At 72.2% G+C, this 17305-nt stretch carries 17 protein-coding genes; 2 read left to right on the top strand and 15 right to left on the bottom strand.

The features are described from left to right. Positions 1–202 precede the first annotated feature (202 nt). The 4 genes from FB453_RS06495 to FB453_RS06480 all read right to left on the bottom strand — a co-directional run bounded on the left by FB453_RS06495 (position 203) and on the right by FB453_RS06480 (position 5317). Complete coding sequence (locus FB453_RS06495; RefSeq protein WP_145788320.1) at positions 203–769, bottom strand: hypothetical protein; 567 nt, start codon at positions 767–769, stop codon at positions 203–205. Between the two features lie 775 nt (positions 770–1544). Then, complete coding sequence (locus FB453_RS06490) at positions 1545–2174, bottom strand: hypothetical protein (protein WP_112587085.1); 630 nt, start codon at positions 2172–2174, stop codon at positions 1545–1547. A gap of 13 nt (positions 2175–2187) precedes the next feature. Further along, positions 2188–3966, bottom strand: coding sequence for a DUF4012 domain-containing protein (locus FB453_RS06485; protein ID WP_486480180.1), 1779 nt, complete (start codon positions 3964–3966; stop codon positions 2188–2190). Positions 3967–4069: 103 nt separating this feature from the next. Next, a complete protein-coding gene (locus FB453_RS06480; protein ID WP_145788316.1) occupies positions 4070–5317 on the bottom strand; it encodes a glycosyltransferase family 4 protein in 1248 nt (415 codons plus the stop codon). A gap of 168 nt (positions 5318–5485) precedes the next feature. Here FB453_RS06480 and FB453_RS06475 point away from each other — a divergent pair, with 168 nt between their 5' ends. Further along, complete coding sequence (locus FB453_RS06475) at positions 5486–6040, top strand: arsenate reductase/protein-tyrosine-phosphatase family protein (RefSeq protein WP_112587092.1); 555 nt, start codon at positions 5486–5488, stop codon at positions 6038–6040. Here the strand turns inward: FB453_RS06475 and FB453_RS06470 are convergent. Then, on the bottom strand, positions 6021–7499 hold the full coding sequence (locus tag FB453_RS06470) for a tyrosine-protein kinase domain-containing protein (protein ID WP_244220624.1): 1479 nt from the start codon (positions 7497–7499) through the stop codon (positions 6021–6023). The genes FB453_RS06475 and FB453_RS06470 overlap by 20 nt on opposite strands. 323 nt (positions 7500–7822) lie before the next feature. On the opposite strand from FB453_RS06470, the gene nhaA reads away from it, so the two are divergent. Continuing rightward, entirely contained in the window at positions 7823–9196 is a 1374-nt protein-coding gene (gene nhaA / locus FB453_RS06465) for a Na+/H+ antiporter NhaA (protein ID WP_145788940.1), read from the top strand. 94 nt (positions 9197–9290) lie between these two features. Here nhaA and FB453_RS06460 read toward each other — a convergent pair whose 3' ends face one another. The 10 genes from FB453_RS06460 to FB453_RS06415 all read right to left on the bottom strand — a co-directional run bounded on the left by FB453_RS06460 (position 9291) and on the right by FB453_RS06415 (position 17109). Then, positions 9291–9488 (bottom strand): hypothetical protein, encoded by a 198-nt coding sequence (locus tag FB453_RS06460; RefSeq protein ID WP_112587094.1) that lies wholly within the window; start codon positions 9486–9488, stop codon positions 9291–9293. A 4-nt stretch (positions 9489–9492) separates the two neighbouring features. Beyond that, positions 9493–9816, bottom strand: a complete 324-nt coding sequence (locus FB453_RS06455) for a hypothetical protein (RefSeq protein WP_145788313.1) — start codon at positions 9814–9816, stop codon at positions 9493–9495. Continuing rightward, complete coding sequence (locus tag FB453_RS06450; RefSeq protein WP_145788311.1) at positions 9813–10175, bottom strand: DUF1622 domain-containing protein; 363 nt, start codon at positions 10173–10175, stop codon at positions 9813–9815. The genes FB453_RS06455 and FB453_RS06450 overlap by 4 nt, the downstream gene beginning before the upstream one ends. A gap of 39 nt (positions 10176–10214) precedes the next feature. Then, positions 10215–10802, bottom strand: a complete 588-nt coding sequence (locus FB453_RS06445; RefSeq protein WP_112587100.1) for a TMEM165/GDT1 family protein — start codon at positions 10800–10802, stop codon at positions 10215–10217. Between the two features lie 217 nt (positions 10803–11019). Further along, positions 11020–11985, bottom strand: coding sequence for an L-histidine N(alpha)-methyltransferase (gene egtD, locus FB453_RS06440; protein ID WP_145788309.1), 966 nt, complete (start codon positions 11983–11985; stop codon positions 11020–11022). Then, entirely contained in the window at positions 11982–12782 is an 801-nt protein-coding gene (gene egtC, locus FB453_RS06435; RefSeq protein ID WP_145788307.1) for an ergothioneine biosynthesis protein EgtC, read from the bottom strand. The genes egtD and egtC overlap by 4 nt, the downstream gene beginning before the upstream one ends. 43 nt (positions 12783–12825) lie before the next feature. Beyond that, positions 12826–14163, bottom strand: a complete 1338-nt coding sequence (egtB, locus tag FB453_RS06430) for an ergothioneine biosynthesis protein EgtB (RefSeq protein WP_145788305.1) — start codon at positions 14161–14163, stop codon at positions 12826–12828. An 80-nt stretch (positions 14164–14243) separates the two neighbouring features. After that, positions 14244–15479, bottom strand: coding sequence for an ergothioneine biosynthesis glutamate--cysteine ligase EgtA (egtA, locus tag FB453_RS06425; protein ID WP_145788303.1), 1236 nt, complete (start codon positions 15477–15479; stop codon positions 14244–14246). A 156-nt stretch (positions 15480–15635) separates the two neighbouring features. Next, entirely contained in the window at positions 15636–16460 is an 825-nt protein-coding gene (locus tag FB453_RS06420) for a hypothetical protein (protein WP_145788301.1), read from the bottom strand. 16 nt (positions 16461–16476) lie between these two features. Then, the gene (locus tag FB453_RS06415) at positions 16477–17109 is read right to left on the bottom strand and encodes an RNA polymerase sigma factor (protein WP_145788299.1); all 633 of its coding nucleotides are present in this window, start codon (positions 17107–17109) and stop codon (positions 16477–16479) included. Positions 17110–17305 lie beyond the last annotated feature (196 nt).

The raw sequence follows: 17305 nt of genomic DNA, 5'->3' as shown, positions 1-17305 counted from the left end.
CCAGCAAGTCGGTGTCGTGGTGCGGTTTGTGCGGGGGGCCAGGGCACGGAGATGCCGCTGGCCGGCACCCCGGGTTGCGGGTGCCGGCCAGCGGTCGGTGTCGTGCTGTGGTGTTGCCGTGCGGTGTCGTGCTGCGGTCTTGCCGTGCGGTGGTGCTGGCGTGCGGTGGTGCTGCGTGCTTGTGGTGTGGTGTGGTGCGGGGTCAGCTGTTCCAGTGCTGGGCGACCAGGTCGGTGGCCTGCTGCTCCCACTGGGCGTAGGCGTCCGGGTACGCCGACACCTGCACCGTCTGCGCGGCGTCGGTCAGCGGCATGTCCTGCCAGCCGTCAACCTGCTTCAAGCCCTTGAGGAACGCGGTCGTCGAGTACTCCGGGTCGGTGATCTGCTCCGGCGTACCCCAACCCGAGCTCGGGCGCTGCTGGAACAGGCCCAGCGAGTCGTGGTCGTTCCTGTCGCCCAGGTGACCCAGGTTCTCCAGCTTCGACTCCTGCAGGCTCGTCGCGATCGAGATGACCGCGGCCCGCTCCGGGAGACCGGCCTTCTTCGTCGCGGCGATGATCGCCTTCACGTTCGCGGTCTGCTCATCGTTCAGGCTGATGTGGGACTGCTCGCCCTGCGGCTTCGGCGCCGCCGACTGCACAGCAACCGCAACCGGCTTGGCATCCACGGCCGGGGTGGCGGCGTGGGCGGCGATCGGGCCGGCGAACACACCACCGGCGAACGCGAGACCAGCAACAGACAGCATGCTCTTACGGAAGATCGTGTTCATGAGGGGTAGCTCCTTCGGGGGTAGAACACCCCGACCGCCAAAGGGGGCAGCGGCAAGGGTGTGAGCACCTCGTCCGGCGCTGCACAAACAAGGGGGGAAAGTCTGGGGGGGTGACGCCCTGTCGGGCGCCGGGCGGCAACCTGCGAGCGGGGGCTCGTGGCGCCGGGTCCCTGTGTAACGACCGGGGGGCCGAGGTCATTCCGGGGTTGGCCCACCCCGTCGGCACCCTCATCGTGGCGGTGCCCGTCGGTCGTTCGCTGGGGACTGTAACGACCGGGTGGAGGCTGGCATTCCGGCCTGCGCGACCAGCCCTCAGGGGTCGGGCGGCGGGTCGGTGGTACTGCGATCGTCAGGGTATGTAACGACCCCGACCCCGCCATGATTCCAGCCCACGGGTGCGCCCAGTCACCACCCACAAACCCCCACCAACGGACAAATGACCAACGCAACGGCGGGCTCGCAGCGCCGAACCGGCCCTCACCGGGTGATCCACTCGGGTTCACGGAAGTCGGGGCATCCCGGACGCCCGGATACCCCGACTTCATGCAACCCGAGTCGATCACGAACGAGTCGACCGGCGCAGAGGACGCAAGACGGACATGACGCGCCGTCGTACCGCGGTATGTCGACCTCGGTATCCGGCGGGCATGGCCGGACCGACGACGGCCCGAGGGAGGGTGCCCGGGCCCCGTCTCTCTGAACAGGCTGGCGCCCGTCGGAGTGTTCCGACGGGCGCCAGCTTCGGTGCTATCCGGGCGCAGCCCGGTGGTGTGGATTAGTGCGCCGCACCACCGAAGCGCTGGCGGCGACGCCAGGCCAGGGTCAGCAGCAGCATCACTGCTCCGGCGCCGACCAGGCCGCCACCGAGCTTCATGGGCGTGCCGAGGCTGTCGCCCGTGACGGGCAGCGGCTGCTTCTTGTGCAGCACCCGCAGCTCGGTGGTGGCGGTACGGCCGGACTCCCGGCCCGTGGCGGTGAAGGTCAGCAGACCCGTCACCGACGGCTTGTAGGTCTTGGTGAAGCGGCCCTGAGCGTCGGTGTACGCCGTGAAGTGCAGGGGCGCGCTCGCCTGGTAGGCCACCGGAGCCATGGCCACGGTGCTGCCGTCGCTGCGGCGAGCCGGAGCCGCACCGCCGGCCGGAGCGGCCTGCGGAGTGACCGTCACGGTGATGTCGACGGTCTCGTTCGGGCCGAAGTTGGTACCCGTCAGCACCACCGTCTCGCCGAGGTAGATCGTCGGCCGGTTGACGGTCAGCGACGCGGCGGTCGGCGGGTACGGCGGCGGTTGCGGCGGGTCGGTGGTCGCGCTGGGCGTCGGCTGCGGCTGTGCCGCCCCCGCTGCCGTCGGCACGGCCACCACGGCCAGGCCGACCGTGAGCGCCATGATGATGCGGGATAGCCGCATGATTGGTTCCCTCCTACTGATCACAGCTTGGTGCGGAATGAACTTGGGTGGTCCAGGGGGTGGCGGTGGGGGTGAGCCACAGCTCGGCCTGCCCGACGCCGGTCTTGGCCGTCAGCACTGTGACCTCCAGTGCCCGCTCGACGCCGGGGCCGACGTCGACGCTGGCCGTCGCCACCTGACGGCGGCGTTCGGTGCCGCTGCCAAGTGCCGTCTCGGCCCCGTCCAGCCGGGCCTCCAGCACCGCTCCACCAGCCGGGCTGAAGATCGACACCAACGTGCGGGCGGTGTACGGATCGCCAGCCAGACCGAGGCCGAGCACGGATTCGCTAAGTCCGGACTTCGGCGCCGTTGAGCGCAGGGTCACCCGCAGCCGGAGCTCACGGCGGCCGTCCGACCGGCATTCGCCGACCGTCAGGTTCGCCGTCGGCCGCAGGTAGTAGCCGAGCTTCGCGCCGCTGCCGTCGTTGAGGAACACGCCGACAGTTGGCACGGTGTCCTGTTCCGGAAGCGTCCCGGCCATCCGGCTCTCGCCGAATGTCCGCTGTTCCTCAGGTCGGGCACTCCAGAACAATATCCGGCGTTCGGTGATAGCACGGTCAAATGCGGACAACAGCACCCGCGGGTTGACATTCTTCTTGAAGAAGGTGTCGAACACCGAGGCGGCGGACGCCGCGAAGAAGTCGTCCTGCTGTTTGACGTCGAGGCGCTGGTAGCTGTCGTTGAGCAGGGTCTGCACGACCTTCTCGCTGGCGAGCGGGACGCCGCCGGGCACCAGCACCGGACCGGTCGCCTTGAGCAGGTACGACAGCACCACCGGATCAACGGCGAGCACGCCGTCGACAGTGGTGCCGGTCTTGCGCCGGAACATCTCGCGGTACAGCGCGGCGGCGGTCGGGAAGTGCGGAGACAGGTTGACGTCGGCGGGATAGATGCCCGGCAGGTCCGTCCAGAGGGCCCGGGTCTCGGCGGGCACCTTCAGCGCCGGGGTGAACCGGCCGAGCGAGGCACTGCTGCCCTGCTTGCCCATCTTCACCTTGCCGTTCTCCGCCTCGATCATCGCGTACGCGCCGAACATGCCGCCGGTGGCGCGCAACTCGGCGAGGTTCTGCGAGACGAGCAGGTAGCGGCGTGGGCCGTTCGCGCCGAGCAGCGGCGGGAGGAGGCGGGCTCCCTGGTCGGCGGCCGTGGTGAGGCTGGCCAGCCGGTCGATCTCGTCGCGCAGGTCGGTCAGCGCCTGCCGGATCTGGCTGACCAGGCTGTCGGCGGGCACCGCGGCCAGGTTCTGGCGGGTACGTTGCACGGACTCGTGGGCCGCGGTCAGCTGCGTGGAGACGGCGGCGAGTCGGGCGAGGTCCACCCGCCCGCCGGTCGGCACCAGGCTGGTCAGGTCCGCCCGAAGCAGGGTCGGGAACGCGTGTCGGGCCAGTTCGTCGATGGCGACGGCGATCTGCGCGACGGCGTCGAGGTCGTCGCCGGCGATCGGCGTACGTCGCCCGAGGTGCCACGTCGGATCGGCCGTCGCCGCGCGGGCCGCGCCGGCCTGCTCCTGGAGGGCGGCGAGCGTCCGCAGGGCGCGGCCAGTGTCCCCACCGACAGTCTGGGCGCTCAACTCTCGGGCCAGGCCAGCGGCGTTGAGCAGGTGAGTGCGTGCCTGCCAGCCGCGGAAGCCGACCCACCCGGCGGTCGCCAGCAGCAGCGAGCTGACCACCAGGGCGCCAAGGAGGGCCCGTCGCAGTCGGGCGCGCCGACGACGCCGGGACCGGCTCCGCCGCCGGATCGGTCGTTCGCTCACCGTCACACCACACTCCCATTCACGGAATCGGACAGAAGGTCGATTCCCTGACGTTCTTAGCACGCATCAGGGAAGTTCGTACCGTTATTGCGCTGATCGTCCTTTAAGCGAATTTCCTTCGTGGTTCCGTGGCGGGCTGTGCGACCCGTCCGGCCGCTTCGTGCAACAGCCGTTCGATCTGGTCCACGCCAGCGGGCAGCGACATCTCTCGCAGGTATGCGGCCCGACCCCGGCGACCCATTTCTGTGCGGGTCGGCGGCGAGATGGTGGCGGCCAACCAGAACCGGTCGGCCAACGCCGCCCAGTCCTCCGGCGGGCAGGACAGCCCAGCCCGAGCCCGTTCGACCAGCTCGGCCGTGTCCCCGCCGGCCGACGCGATCACCGGCGCGGCGCAGGAGAGCGCGGCCTGGAGCTTGCCGGGCACCGTGCCGCGCAGCTCCGGAAGGTCGCGCAGCATGACCAGTTGGTAGTCGGCGGCGGCGTACAGCTCGGGCATGTCGACCGGCGACCGCCGCTCCAGGAAGCGGACGTTCTCCGCGCCCAGCTCGGCGGCGAGCCCCCGCACCCGCCGCTCCGCCGCGCCCGAACCGACCAGGACAAGATCCATCGTCCGGTCCAGCGCCGCCGCCGCCCGGACCGCGGTCTCCAGCCCCTGCCGCTCCCCGATGGTCCCGGCGTGCATCACCACGCACCGACCGTCTCGACGGACCAGCTGGCGGGCCGCCGCACTGGGTGTCGCCGGGTGGAAGATCCGCTCGTCGGTCCAGTTCAGCACCAACCGGACCCGGGCCGGGTCGGCGCCAGCGGCGACCACCAGGTCCCGCATCGACGGCGCGGCGACCGCGATCCGCGCCGCGGTCCGGTAGATCCGGGTCATCGTGCTGCCCATCCGCGCCGCCCAGCGTCCCTCGCCCCCCTCGTCGGCGCCGTCGCGAACCCAGACGTCCTGCACGTGCAGCACCGCCGGCACCCGCCCGAGCAACCGGATCACCCCGGCGGCGGCGAACGTCGTCGCCGGCAGTTGAAAGACGTAGAGCGCGTCCACGTCGCCCAGGAACCGGCGCGCGACCAGCCCCGCGCTGCCGGCGAAGGAGAGGTAGCTGGCCATCCGGCCGCCGACCGACGCGGCGCCCCCCGGGTACCGGGGCACCCGTCGGACACTCAGCCGTTGGCTGTGTGTCTCGTGGTGCCACCGCTGTCGCCAGCCGGGATAGACGTGCCCGCCGGGGTAGTCCGGAAAGCCGGTGAGGACCCGTACCTCGTGCCCACGCGCGGCCAGCTCCTCGGCGAGGCTCCCCGGGATGAAGGCCGGCTCGGGCGGAAAGTGGTACGACAGGATGCCGATCTTCACCGGTACGCCCCCGTCCCACAGAGATCGCCGGCGGCCGGCGCGGCACCACGACCGGCGCGCGTGCGGCCCGCGTACGATGCCGACAACCCCTCCCCGCGCGGCCACCGGCGTCGACGCACCGCCCTCGCGGTGCGAGCGCCCGTGTCCGTACCGATGAGAGGGGCACCGATGGCTGATCGCGTGTTGTTCGTCTGCCACGCCAACCTGTGCCGGTCACCGATGGCCGAGTACCTGGCCCGTCGGCTGCTGGCCGACCGACCCGTCGAGGTGGCCAGCGCCGGCACCGACGCGATCGACGGGCTGGCCATGCACCCGTACGCCATGGAGGTCGCGACCGAGAACGGCGCGGACCCGGCCACGTTCCGGACCCGCGGGTTGCGGCCCGAGTACCTGGTCGAGGCGACGCTCGTGCTGACCGCGACCCGACGCCAACGCTCGGTCTGCACGGCGTTGACGCCTGGAGCGCTGCACCGGACGTTCACGCTGCGCCAGTTCGGGCGGCTCGCCGCGGCGGCCGAGCCGCCCGCCGACTCGGCCGACGACCCGTTGCGGGCGGCGATCGCCGCCGCCGCCCAGGCCCGGGGACGGCTGCAACCCGCCGCCCCGGACGAGGACGACCTTCGGGACCCGATCGGCGGTACCGCGGCCGACTTCCGACGCTGCGCCGAGGAGATCGAACGGTCGTTGCGACCCCTCGCCGCGCTCATCGGGGCAGCCGGGTGAGTTCCTGGGTGTGGTCGGGGACGCCGTTGACCCCGTCGGCGGTCGCGCTGTGCCGGCCGGACGCGGCCCGGTCGGCCGGCACCGACGCCTCGGGCGTCGAGGCGACCACCCGGTAGGCCTCGTACTGGTACGCCTCGGCCTTGGCCACCTTCGCCATGTTCAGCACACAGCCGAGCAACCGGACCGAGACCGAGTGCAGCGACCGGGCCGCCGCGGCGACCTGGGTCCGCGAGGTACGGCCCTGCTGGGTCACCAGCAGCGCGCCGTCGGCCTGCACGGCCACCACCACGCCGTCGGTCACCGCGAGCAGCGGCGCGGTGTCGATGATCACGATGTCCGCCGACTCGCGCAGCGCCAGCAGCAGGTCCGACATGGCCTTGGAGCCGAGCAGCTCGCTCGGGTTCGGCGGGGCCGACCCGCTGGGCAGCACCAGCAGTGACTTGTCGCCCCAGCGTTGCACGACGTCGCCCACCTTCACGTCGCCGACCAGCACGTCGGTCAGACCGACGCCGGCGTCCAGGCCCAGGTAGTCGTCGACCTTCGGTCGGCGCAGATCCGCGTCGACCAGCAGCACCCGCCAGCCGGCCTCGGCCAGTGCGATGGCCAGGTTGCAGGAGAGCGTGGTCTTGCCCTCGCCCTGCAGGGCGCTGGTCACCGCGATGACCCGGGCCGGCTCGTGGACGTCCACGAAGCGCAGGTTGGTCCGCAGCTTGCGGACCGCCTCGGCGCGCGCCGAGGTCGCGGCGTCGCCCACGATGAGAGGCGCACTGCGGGCGTTGGCCTCGAACGGAATCTCACCGAGCAGTGGGCTGCCGGTGGCGCGTTGCAGGCCGGCGGCGTCGCGGAGTCGGACGTCGGCGACGCCCCGCAGGATCGCCAGCCCGATGCCGAGGATCAGGCCGACCAGACCACCGAGGGTGAGGTTGCGGGCCGGCTGTGGCGAGACGGGGTCGGCGCTGACCCGCGGGCCACTGACCACTTCGATCTTGATGGGCGCCTTGCCCTCCGGGGTCGTCTCGACCTTCTGGACGAGCTCGACGAACTTGTTGGCGAGGCTCTCCGTCACGCGCAACGCGCGGGTCTGGTCGGTGTCGGTCACCGACGCCCGCAGCAGAACGGTGCCAGTCTCGGTCGAGGTGCTCACCCGGCGCTGCACCTCGTCCGCGGTGAGGCCGACCGGAGTCTCGGCCACCACGCTCTGCGCCAGCCGATCGCTGCTGAGCAGGTCGGCGTACGACTTGACGCGCTGCTGGAGGAAGAGCCCGCCCTGGTAGGCGTCGCTGACGCCGGTGTTGGGGGTGGTGACGAAGAAGGTCACCGAGGCGACATACCGGGGTTGGGCCCGTACGGTCAGGAACGCCGAGACGCCGAGAGCCACCATGACCGTGACCAGCGCGACCCACCAGTGCCGACGCACGTGGCGCAATTGGCGGAGCAGGTCCATCAGGAGTGCCCCCATGCCGGTCCGGTTACGGCAAAGAACTTCACGAAAACCCCCAAGGTCGTCTCTAAACTCGTGAAACCATTAAAGCGGCTCATGCGGCTTATGTCCGGAGTTATGTATTTTCCGGCGGCGAGATGTGCGCCCGCATGACCAACCCGACAAACGCCCATTCGGCTGCGGCGACAACGGGGAAAAAGTCGGAGGCCGATCGGATGGCGTCCGATCGGCCCAGCTGTCGCCGCCGACCGCGCCGCCGGATAGGGTCGACAGCGGTGTGCCGGGAAGTCTGGTCGGCGAGTGGATTCCTGCCGTCCCGACTCCTGTAGGTGAGCCCGAAGTTGACCTCCCCCACCCCGCCATCCGGCCCGCGTCCGCCGAAGATCCGGCTGTTCTCCCGATCGTCCTGGCCGCAGGCCCGGCACCTGGCCGACGTGCTGCGTACCGAAACCGTCGGCGGCGCGCTGCTGCTGTTCGGCGCTGTGATCGCGCTGGTCTGGGCCAACTCCCCGTGGTCCGACTCGTACACCCGGCTCGGCGACGTGGTGCCCTGGCCCGGCGCGCCCTGGCACCTCGACCTGGATCTGGCCACCTGGGCGGCGGACGGCCTGCTGGCCATCTTCTTCTTCGTGGTGGGCCTGGAGCTCAAACGGGAGTTCGTCGCCGGTGACCTCCGCGACCCGCGCCGGGCCGCGCTACCGATTGCGGCCGCACTCGGCGGGATGCTGCTGCCGGCGCTGATCTACGTGGCGGTGGTGCTGAGCGCGGGCGGGGACGGCCTGCGCGGGTGGGCCATTCCGACCGCCACCGACATCGCTTTCGCGCTCGCCGTGCTCGCGGTGGTCAGCTCACATCTGCCCCAGGGCCTACGCGCATTCCTGCTCACCCTCGCGGTGGTCGACGACCTGTTCGCGATCACCATCATCGCGATCTTCTACACCGCCGACTTCCAGCCCGTTCCACTGCTCGCCGCGTTGGTGCCGATCGGGCTCTTCGCGGTGCTGGTGCAGCGGGGGCGTACCTGGTGGTGGGCGCTGATCCCCCTCGCGATCGCCGCCTGGACACTGATGCACGCCTCGGGCGTGCACGCCACGGTGGCCGGTGTCCTGCTCGGCTTCACGGTCCCGGTGCTCGCCCGTCGACCGGCGGGCGGCAAGCAGCCGGCTACCGCCAACGCGCAGGCCGGCGCCGGGGAGGCGGGCGAAGGTGGGCTCGCCGGCCGCCTGGAGCACCGCTGGCGGCCGGTGTCGGCCGGCTTCGCGGTGCCGATCTTCGCCCTCTTCGCCGCCGGGGTCACCCTGCGCGGCACCGACCTGGGCGCCCTGCTGAGCGACCCGATCGTGATCGCCATCGTCGCCGCCCTGGTGTTCGGCAAGAGCATCGGCATCTTCGGCTCGACGTACCTGCTGGCCCGGTTCACCCGCGCCGAGCTGGACGAGGACATCACCTGGGCCGACCTGCTCGGGATCGCCCTGCTGGCCGGCGTCGGCTTCACCGTCTCGCTGCTCATCGGCGACCTGGCCTTCGGGGCGGGCAGCACTGCCGACGACCGGGTCAAGGCGGCAGTGCTGCTCGGCTCGGTGATCTCCGCCGGGTTGGCCGCCACGGTGCTCAGCCGCCGCAACACGACGTACCGGAGGGTGGCGGAGAAGGAGCGGCTGGACGCCGACGGGGACGGCGTACCCGACGTCTACCAGCACCCCGACGCCCGCTGAACACGCCGACGCGCCCAGCGAACGTCAGGCGCCGAGGGGCGACGCGGCGCGCGGTTCGCCGTCGTGCCGCCGCACCCACCGCGCGGGCTTGCGCTCAGTGGCGACGATCGGCGGGCGGCAGGTCCTCGGTCTCCTCGACCAGCGCCTCGGCCGCCGGCCCGGTGAGGTCGTCGCCCGGCACCGCCACCGCCTCGACGCGATCCTGCTCATCGGGCTTCCCGCCGGGCGGCGGCTCCGGGGCGGTGGCACCGCCGGCGTAGCCGTACTCGTTCGGTTCGTCGTGCCGGCTCATGTGGTCATCCTCCCGCTTTTCCCGTTTCACCTGTCGAGGCCAACGGTAGGTGGTGATCGTCCTCAGCGCAGCGCGCCGGGGATTGTCGGCCGGACCATGCTGGTGGGCGGCTGAGCGCCATCCCGAGCAGCTGACGCAGGGCGATGATCGATACCGCGCCGGCCAGGCCGTTCCAATCCGGCTCGCCGGCGAGCCGGATCAGACCGGCCGCGGTGAGCAGGTCCAGCAGTATCCGGACGCCGCTGCGCAGCGCCCCGGTGGTGAGTGTGGTGAGCACCCCGGCGAGCAGCGCCAGGGCGGTGACCGCCGTGACCAGGGTGGCCGTCACGATCGACGCTCCCCCTCGGCCACCTGACGCTGCTCCTGACGGATCTCGCGGCCCAGGAAGTAGTTCAACGCCGTTCGGATCGTCGCGATGGCGGCCAGTTGGCCGATCTGCGTGAACGATGGGGACACCGCCGTGCGCAGCACGTCGGCCGCCAGCTGGAATTCCAGGCCGAGAGTCAGAAAGCGGCCCAGCGAGAGCCGGATCGGCGTGAAGCGGGCGGCGCTGCGGTGTCGCAGCCCCTCGACCACGAACCGCACCGCCGCCCACACCGCGCCAACGAAGATCACCAGCGCGCCGGCCACCTCCACCACGGCAACCAGCACCTGGTCGCCCTGGCGCAACAACTCGGCCGGCTCCACCCCGGGCCGTTACCCGCCCACGCTGCGGCTAGTCGGCGCTCAGGTCAGCTCGTTCACCGCCTCCAGGATCAGCCAGAGACCGGAGATGGCGAAGAGGATCGCGGCACCGTACCTGATGGTCTTCTCCGGCAGCCGCCGACCGAGCATCCGGCCGACCAGGATGGCCAGCGCGTCCGCGGCCACCATGCCGATGGTGGAGCCGAGCCAGGTGCCGAACCAGCCGTACTTGGTGGCGAGCGTGATCGTGGCGAGCATCGTCTTGTCGCCCAGCTCGGCGAGGAAGAACGCCACCGACACCGCCACGATCGCGGTCTTGCTGGTCTTCTCCGCCTTGCGCTTCTCCTCCTCGGTGAGCTTGTCCCCGCGGAGCGTCCACGCGCCGAACCCGAGGAACGCCACACCGGCCACCAGGGAGATCCACTCGGTTGGCAGCACCGCCCCGAGACCCACGCCGATGGCAACCGACGCCAGGTGCACCACCGCGGTGGCGACCGTGATGCCGATCAGCACCGGGATCGGTTTGAACCGCGTGGCGAAGGTCAGCGCCATCAGCTGGGACTTGTCCCCCAGCTCGGCGACGAAGATAACGCCGAAGCTGATGACCAGCGCGGCGAAAAATCCCTCCATGACGTCCTTCCCGTTCACGCCGGGAGGAGGTACAGGGGCGCCCTCGACCCGGCTGCAACAGCCTGAGTCGAAGGTCTCGCCCGCCCCGAGGGAACCGGGGCCGCGTGGCCGGATGCGGAACGCACCAGTATGTCGACCACGACATTGGGGGCTACTCCCCTTCGCGTGATCAGCCTATCGGATCACCGCCCGGCCCGGCCGCGCCGGGTGAACGGGCTCACCGCGCCCGCGCCAGCGTCACGCCGAAGAGCCCGTCCGGGTCGGTCCAGAACTCCGCCGTGGCGAAGCCGGCCGAGGCCAGCTCGGCGGCGACCCCCTCCCGGTGGAACTTCGCCGACACCTCGGTACGCAGCTCCTCCCCCGCCGCGAAATCGACTGTCAGCCCCAGCACCCGCACGCTCATCGGCCGGGTCGCCCGCAACCGCATCTCGATCCACTCGTGGTCCGGATCCCAGACGGCGACGTGCTCGAAGGCGGCCGGGTCGAAGTCGGCGCCCAACTCCCGATTGATCACGCGCAGCACGTTGCGGTTGAACTCGGCGGTGATTCCGGCGGCGTCGTCGTACGCCGGCACGATCACCGACGGGTCCTTCACCAGGTCCGTGCCGACCAACAACCAGTCGCCGACCTCCAGCGCGGCGCGCATCGCCGTCAGGAACTCGGCCCGCTCGGCGGGCAGCAGGTTGCCGATGGTGCCGCCGAGGAACACCACCAACCGCCGACCGCCGGTGGGCAGCCGGTCCAGTTGCCGGGTGAAGTCCCCCACGATGCCCCGAACCCGCAGGCGGGGATAGTCGGCCGCGATCTGGGCGGTGGACCCGCGCAGCGCACTGACCGACACATCCAGGGGGACGAACGTGCCCAGCCCACCCCGGCGGGTGAAGGCGTCCAGCAACAGCCGGGTCTTCTCCGACGAGCCGGAGCCCAACTCGATGAGCGTCTTGGCCCCGGTCAGCGCCGCGATGTCGGGAGCGTGCGCAGCCAGCACGGCCCGCTCGGCCCGGGTCGGGTAGTACTCGGGCAGTCGGGTGATCTCCTCGAAGAGTTCGCTGCCCCGGGCGTCGTAGAACCACTTCGGCGGCAGCCACTTCTGCCCGGCGCTCAGCCCGGCCCGGACGTCGTCGCGCAGGCCGCGCTCCAGGTCGCCCTCTTCGAGATAGATCTCCAGGGGTTCCGCGGTCATCGGTTCGCTCCTCTGTTCGATCGACCGTTGCCGGACTGCCCGGCGTGACGCACCGGGGTCGGCAGTGGACGTACCCGCACCTCACCCGTGGTGGCGACGACGAGGTGCCCCTCCGGCACCGACCGCCAACCGGGATCGTCGTCGTGTGGCTCGGAGGCGAGCAGCACCGAACCCGGCGTCTCGCGGACCGACAACGCGTGCCCCGCCACGCTGGCCACCACCCGGTGCCCGTCGGTGAGCAGCAGGTTGAGTCGCGACCCGGGGGCGGCAGCGGCGACGTCGGTCACCGTCCGCCCGACCGCCTCGACCGGGTCGGCACCAGCACGCAACCGATGCCGCACCAGCGCCCAGAGCAGCGCCGAGTCGGTGGTGGCGTCCAGAGTGAGCAGGTCACGCACCGGGAGATCCGCGGCGAGCGGCACCACGGCGTCCGGCCAGCCGCGGATCACACCGTTGTGGCTGAACAGCCACCGCCCCTCGGCGAAGGGCGCCGCCGCGCCGTCGAGCACCGCCATCCCGACTGTGGCCGAACGCACCGCCGCCACCACCGCCGCGCTGCGGGTCACCGCCGCCAGTTGGGCGATGGTCGGGTCGCTCCAGATCGGCTGCGCCCGCCGGTACCGCACCGGCTCACCCGCACCCGGGTACCAGCCGACACCGAACCCGTCGGCGTTGATCGTGCCGCCGCCGCGCATGTCGCGGGGCGCCCAGGACTGCCGCACCAGCGAGTGCGGAGGGTCGAACAACAACTCGGCGAGGGTGACCGGCGGCCCCAGGTAGGCCAGGTGGCGACACATCAGCGCCCCCGGCCCGCCGCCGGGCCGCCGGTCGTGCGGCGACTCACCGGTACGACTCGTCCGGTCGCGCGTCCCGGGCGCAGCGGAAACCGCTGAAGATCTGCCGGCGGATCGGATAGTCCCAGTTACGGAAGGTGCCCCGGCAGGCGGAGCGGTCGGTGCCGAACGAGCCACCGCGCAGCACCCGGTAGTCGCCGCCGAAGAAGACCTCCGAGTATTCGCGATAGGGAAAGGCGGCGAACCCCGGATGCCCGTCGAACGCGGTCGAGGTCCACTCCCAGACGTCGCCGATGAGCTGGTGCACACCCAACGGCGACGCGCCGGCCGGATACGCGCCCACCGGCGCCGGCCGCAGATGGCGCTGGTCGAGGTTGGCGTGCGTCTCGGTCGGGTCGTCGTCCCCCCAGGGGTAACGACGCGACCGCCCGGTCGTCGGATCCCACCGGGCCGCCTTCTCCCACTCCGCCTCGGTCGGCAGCCGCTTGCCGGCCCACGCCGCGTACGCCTGCGCCTCGTACCAGCACACGTGCACCACCGGCTCGTCGGCGCGGACCCGCGCCCACTGACCGAAGCGCCGATACGACCAGTCGTCGCCGTCGCAACGCCAGTGCATCGGGGCGCTCAGCTGCTCCCGAACCCGATGCTCCCAACCGGCCGCGCTCCACCAGCGCTGCTCGGTGTAGCCGCCGTCGGCGATGAAGGCCAAGTACTGGCCGTTGGTCACCGGGGCGGCGTCGATGACGTACGCCGGGAGGTCGACCCGGTGCGCCGGACGTTCGTTGTCCAACGCCCATGGATCGGTATCGGTGCCCATGGTGAACTCGCCGGCCGGCACCAGTACCTCCGCGCCGACCTGGACCGACGGCTCGGGCGGAGCCGGAGCGTGCAGCACCGCCGGCCCCGAGCGCAGCTGGTGGGTGGCGAGCATGGTCTCGTCGTGCTGCTGCTCGTGCTGCACGATCATGCCGAAGGCGAACCCGTCGGCGACCAGCGGCCGCTCGGTGAAGGTCACCGCGTCGAGCAGGTCGTGCACCTTGTCCCGAACGGTGGCCAGGTAGGCGCGCGCCTCCGCGGGCGGCAACAGGGGCAGCGCGGGGCGGTCCCGGCGCGGCTGCTTGAACGCGTCGTACAACTCGTCGATGTCACACCGGACCGGCTCCCGGCCGCCGACGTCCCGGACCAACCAGAGCTCCTCCTGGTTACCGACATGGGCAAGGTCCCAGACCAACGGCGACATCAGGGGTGAGTGCTGGCGTGTCAGGTCGGCGTCGTCGACCACCTCGGTCAGCAACGCGGTGCGGGTGCGGGCCCGCGCCAACTCCGCCGCGATGTGGTCGCGCAACTGCTCTCCGTCGACCCGGCCCGACCGCGAGGCTCGCACAACCGGCTCACTCCTCGCGCTCACTGAGCCGTCCTCCGTTCGCGGCTGCGCGGGTCGCACAACCGGCTCGCTCCTCGCGCTCACTGGTCTCTCCTCTCTGCGGCGGCCAGCCGCTGGCGTATCCCTCGCCGAATCTCGTCATGGCTGCTGGCCGGCAGCTCCAGTCGGGGCAGGGTGGTCAGGGCCAGGTCGAGCAGAGCCGCCGCGGCGGCGGCCAGCGCCGGGTCGGCCAGGCCGTGCCGGGCGGCGGCCGACCAGCGGTGCGCCACCGGCGTGGCGATCGTGTACGCCTCGCGCACGGTGCTCTGGTCACCGAACAGGGCGGTCAGCACCGCCAGCGGCAGCCGCCAGCCGCGATCGGGTTGGGCGTCCAGGTAGCGCAGCTCCAGGTAGCCGCGCGGCCGCACCGGCGGAAAGAGGGTGCTGATGTGGTAGTCGAGGTCATCGGTGCTGGGCGGTTGTGGCAGCGCGCCGTCGAGCCAGTCGGCGAAGGTCACCCCGGGCGGCGCGGCCCAGTCAGCGCTGCGCCGGCGCAGACAGAGCAGCGGCGCGGCGAGCACGTAGCTGACCCAGGCGTCGGTCGGATCGTCCCCGGCCTGAGAGGGCGACCAGACCGGGCGGGTCCGGGCCGGGTCGATGGCCAGCCAGGCGGCCATCCGCGCGGAGGCCCAACCGGTGCGCCGCCCGGCGTGCCGAGCGGCGGAAGCGAACGCCGCGAGCAGTGGGGGCCCGACCGCGTGGGCCGCGGCCCAGCGGTCAGCGACCTGGTCCGGCTCACCGGCGTCGAGGCAGATCTGCAGGCCGGCGGTGCTGTACATCATCGTGCGGCCGGCCGGGCCGTGGCGGTCGAAGGCTCCGCGCATCGCGCGGTAACGGGGGGTTTCCACCACCGGGCGCGGCCGTCGGTGGGGGTCGATGCCGCTGCTGCCGAGGACCAGCCCGGCGGCGGCCAGCAGGTCGGTGACCTGGGCGATGTCGGCCTCGGTGGCGCGGATCAACGCGGCGACCGAGGGGCGGGGCGGGGTGGAGATCTCCAACTGGCCACCCGGCTCCAGGGTGACCATGCCGCCGTGTCGCAGCGGCTCGGCCGGGCTGGTGGCATCCAGCGTGGCGGGGCTGTGCCGCCCCAGCGCCGCCCGCAGCCGCGTCGCGTCGACGGGGCGGGCGGGATCGGCGGCGTCGTGCACGGTCCATTCCAGTTCGACGCCGGTGTGGGTGGGTGGGCCGGTCTTGAAGCAGATCCGGGCGAGGTGTCGGACTGCGGCTGCGGACTCGCGCAGGATGGCGCTGCGGTCCAGGTCGGATGACGTCACCAAGGGTCGGGCCTCCTCTCCGTGCGCCGGGTCCGGCACACCGTGCCACCGTAAACCCACCCACCGACACCGTCGGGGGCGTGCACGGCGCCACCAACCTCTGTCTAACAGACGAATTTTCGAAGCAGGGCGGAACAAACCGCTCCAACCGGCGATCGGTCAGCCGCCGGCGAGGTGGCCCGGCCGCGGCGGTGACGGCGGGGCTTTCCCCGACTGGGACGGCTTCCCCTTCGCCGACTCGGAGGGCGTGACCTTCGCCGGCTCGGACGGCTTCGTCTCGGGTACCAGCCGTTGGCAGTACGCCTCGACCTCGGCGGGGCCGCCGGCGGCGGTCACCAGCTTCTGGAAGGCCGGCGTGCCTAGCGCCTTCTCCCGCTGCTCGGGCGCCTTCGCCCGCCACGCGCGGCACTGTCCGTGCATCTGGCCGGCGGTAGTGGGACTGGTCGGCGGCGTGGCGGTGACGGGCGGCGGCGCGCCCGGCGACGGGGCGCCGGGGCCCACCGACCGACCGGGCTCGGCCGACCGGGACACGCCCTGGTGCGGGGAGGGTGACGGGCGCGACGGTGCCGGTGCGACCGGGTCTGGCCCTCGGTCCCGGGTGACCGCGGCGAAGGCGGCCCCCGCGGTGGCGGTAGCTGCGACCGCTCCGATCCAGGCCACCGCGCCGGTGGTTATCCGGCGACGGCGTGGCCGCTGCGGCACGGCCGGCGCCGGGTTGGCCCGGGCGGCCCGGAACGCGGCCACCGCGGCGTCCTCCCCGGCCAACTCGCCTGGGCGAACGGGGCCAGCCGCCGCAGCGAGCAACGCGGCCACCGGCTCGGCCGGGGGCACGTTCGGGGCGCTCAGGCGCACCCCGGGTGAGTTCGCGTCCACTTCCGTGAGCGTGACGGAGGGGCCCTGATCCAGCGCGGCGTCCACCTGGGCAGAGGCCGAGTCGAGCAGCCGCTCGGTGTCGGCACGGTCGGCCCGCCGGAACGAGTTCATCGGGAGTCCCCTCACGTCAGCCGTCCGCCGGTTCGACGTGCGATGCCCGCAGGGCGGGGCCGCTCCCCGCACGCGGCGGTGGCACCCCCTCGACCCCGACCGACGACTCGGCCGGGCTCTGCCGCTCCAGCAGGACCGCGAGCCGGCGTAGGCCACGGTGAGCGGCGGTCCGCACGGCACCGGCACGGCGGCCCAGCACCCGACCGGCGGACCCTGCGTCCAGCCCGATCACGGCCCGCAGCAGGACCGCTTCGGCCTCCCGGGGCGGGAGGGTGGCGATCAGCGCGAGGGCGGTCTCGGTACCGATCGTCTCGCTGGCTCGCTCGGCGGTGTCCGCGTCGCTGGCGAGCTCGACGAGCGCCTGCACCGGGACCGGGAGCGAGGGGCGGCGGCGCAGCCGGCGCAGGTGGTCCATCGCGCGGTTACGGGCGATGGTGACCGCCCAGGCCCGAAACTCGCCCCCGGTGAAGCCGGGCAGGTCACGGGAGATCTGAAGCCAGGTCTCGGAGGCGACGTCTTCGGCGTCGGCCCCGACGAGCGCGGTCAGGTACCGCAGCAGCCCGGGCTGGAGGCTGCGGTAGAGAAAGCGGAACGCCTCCTCGTCCCCGGCCTGCGCGGCGCTCACCACCTCCGACAGGTCGGCGGTCATGCGCGACCCACGCATCGTTCGGGGCGTGTCGGCCCGGTCAACCGGGCTGGCGCACGCCACGCGGCACGAGTCGTCCGCCCGATCAGCACCAGCACCGCACCGCCCTCCACCGCTCTGATTGTGCCCGCGACCACGATTGTCGGGGCGGCGTGTCCGGCGGCCAACGCCAGGGTGGTCGATCGGCGCGCTGCCCGCC

Source organism: Micromonospora sp. CNZ322 (assembly GCF_007827755.1).
Note: the sequence above shows the minus strand (reverse complement) of the source record. Positions and strands in the feature narration are given on the sequence as shown.

Coding starts and splice junctions, on each gene's coding strand:
- FB453_RS06415 (WP_145788299.1), bottom strand. CDS start 17,109: ATGACCGCCGACCTGTCGGAGGTGGTGAGCGCCGCGCAGGCCGGGGAC.
- FB453_RS06475 (WP_112587092.1), top strand. CDS start 5,486: ATGGCTGATCGCGTGTTGTTCGTCTGCCACGCCAACCTGTGCCGGTCA.
- FB453_RS06420 (WP_145788301.1), bottom strand. CDS start 16,460: ATGAACTCGTTCCGGCGGGCCGACCGTGCCGACACCGAGCGGCTGCTC.
- FB453_RS06445 (WP_112587100.1), bottom strand. CDS start 10,802: ATGGAGGGATTTTTCGCCGCGCTGGTCATCAGCTTCGGCGTTATCTTC.
- FB453_RS06460 (WP_112587094.1), bottom strand. CDS start 9,488: ATGAGCCGGCACGACGAACCGAACGAGTACGGCTACGCCGGCGGTGCC.
- FB453_RS06495 (WP_145788320.1), bottom strand. CDS start 769: ATGAACACGATCTTCCGTAAGAGCATGCTGTCTGTTGCTGGTCTCGCG.
- egtD (WP_145788309.1), bottom strand. CDS start 11,985: ATGACCGCGGAACCCCTGGAGATCTATCTCGAAGAGGGCGACCTGGAG.
- FB453_RS06490 (WP_112587085.1), bottom strand. CDS start 2,174: ATGCGGCTATCCCGCATCATCATGGCGCTCACGGTCGGCCTGGCCGTG.
- egtC (WP_145788307.1), bottom strand. CDS start 12,782: ATGTGTCGCCACCTGGCCTACCTGGGGCCGCCGGTCACCCTCGCCGAG.
- FB453_RS06470 (WP_244220624.1), bottom strand. CDS start 7,499: ATGGGGGCACTCCTGATGGACCTGCTCCGCCAATTGCGCCACGTGCGT.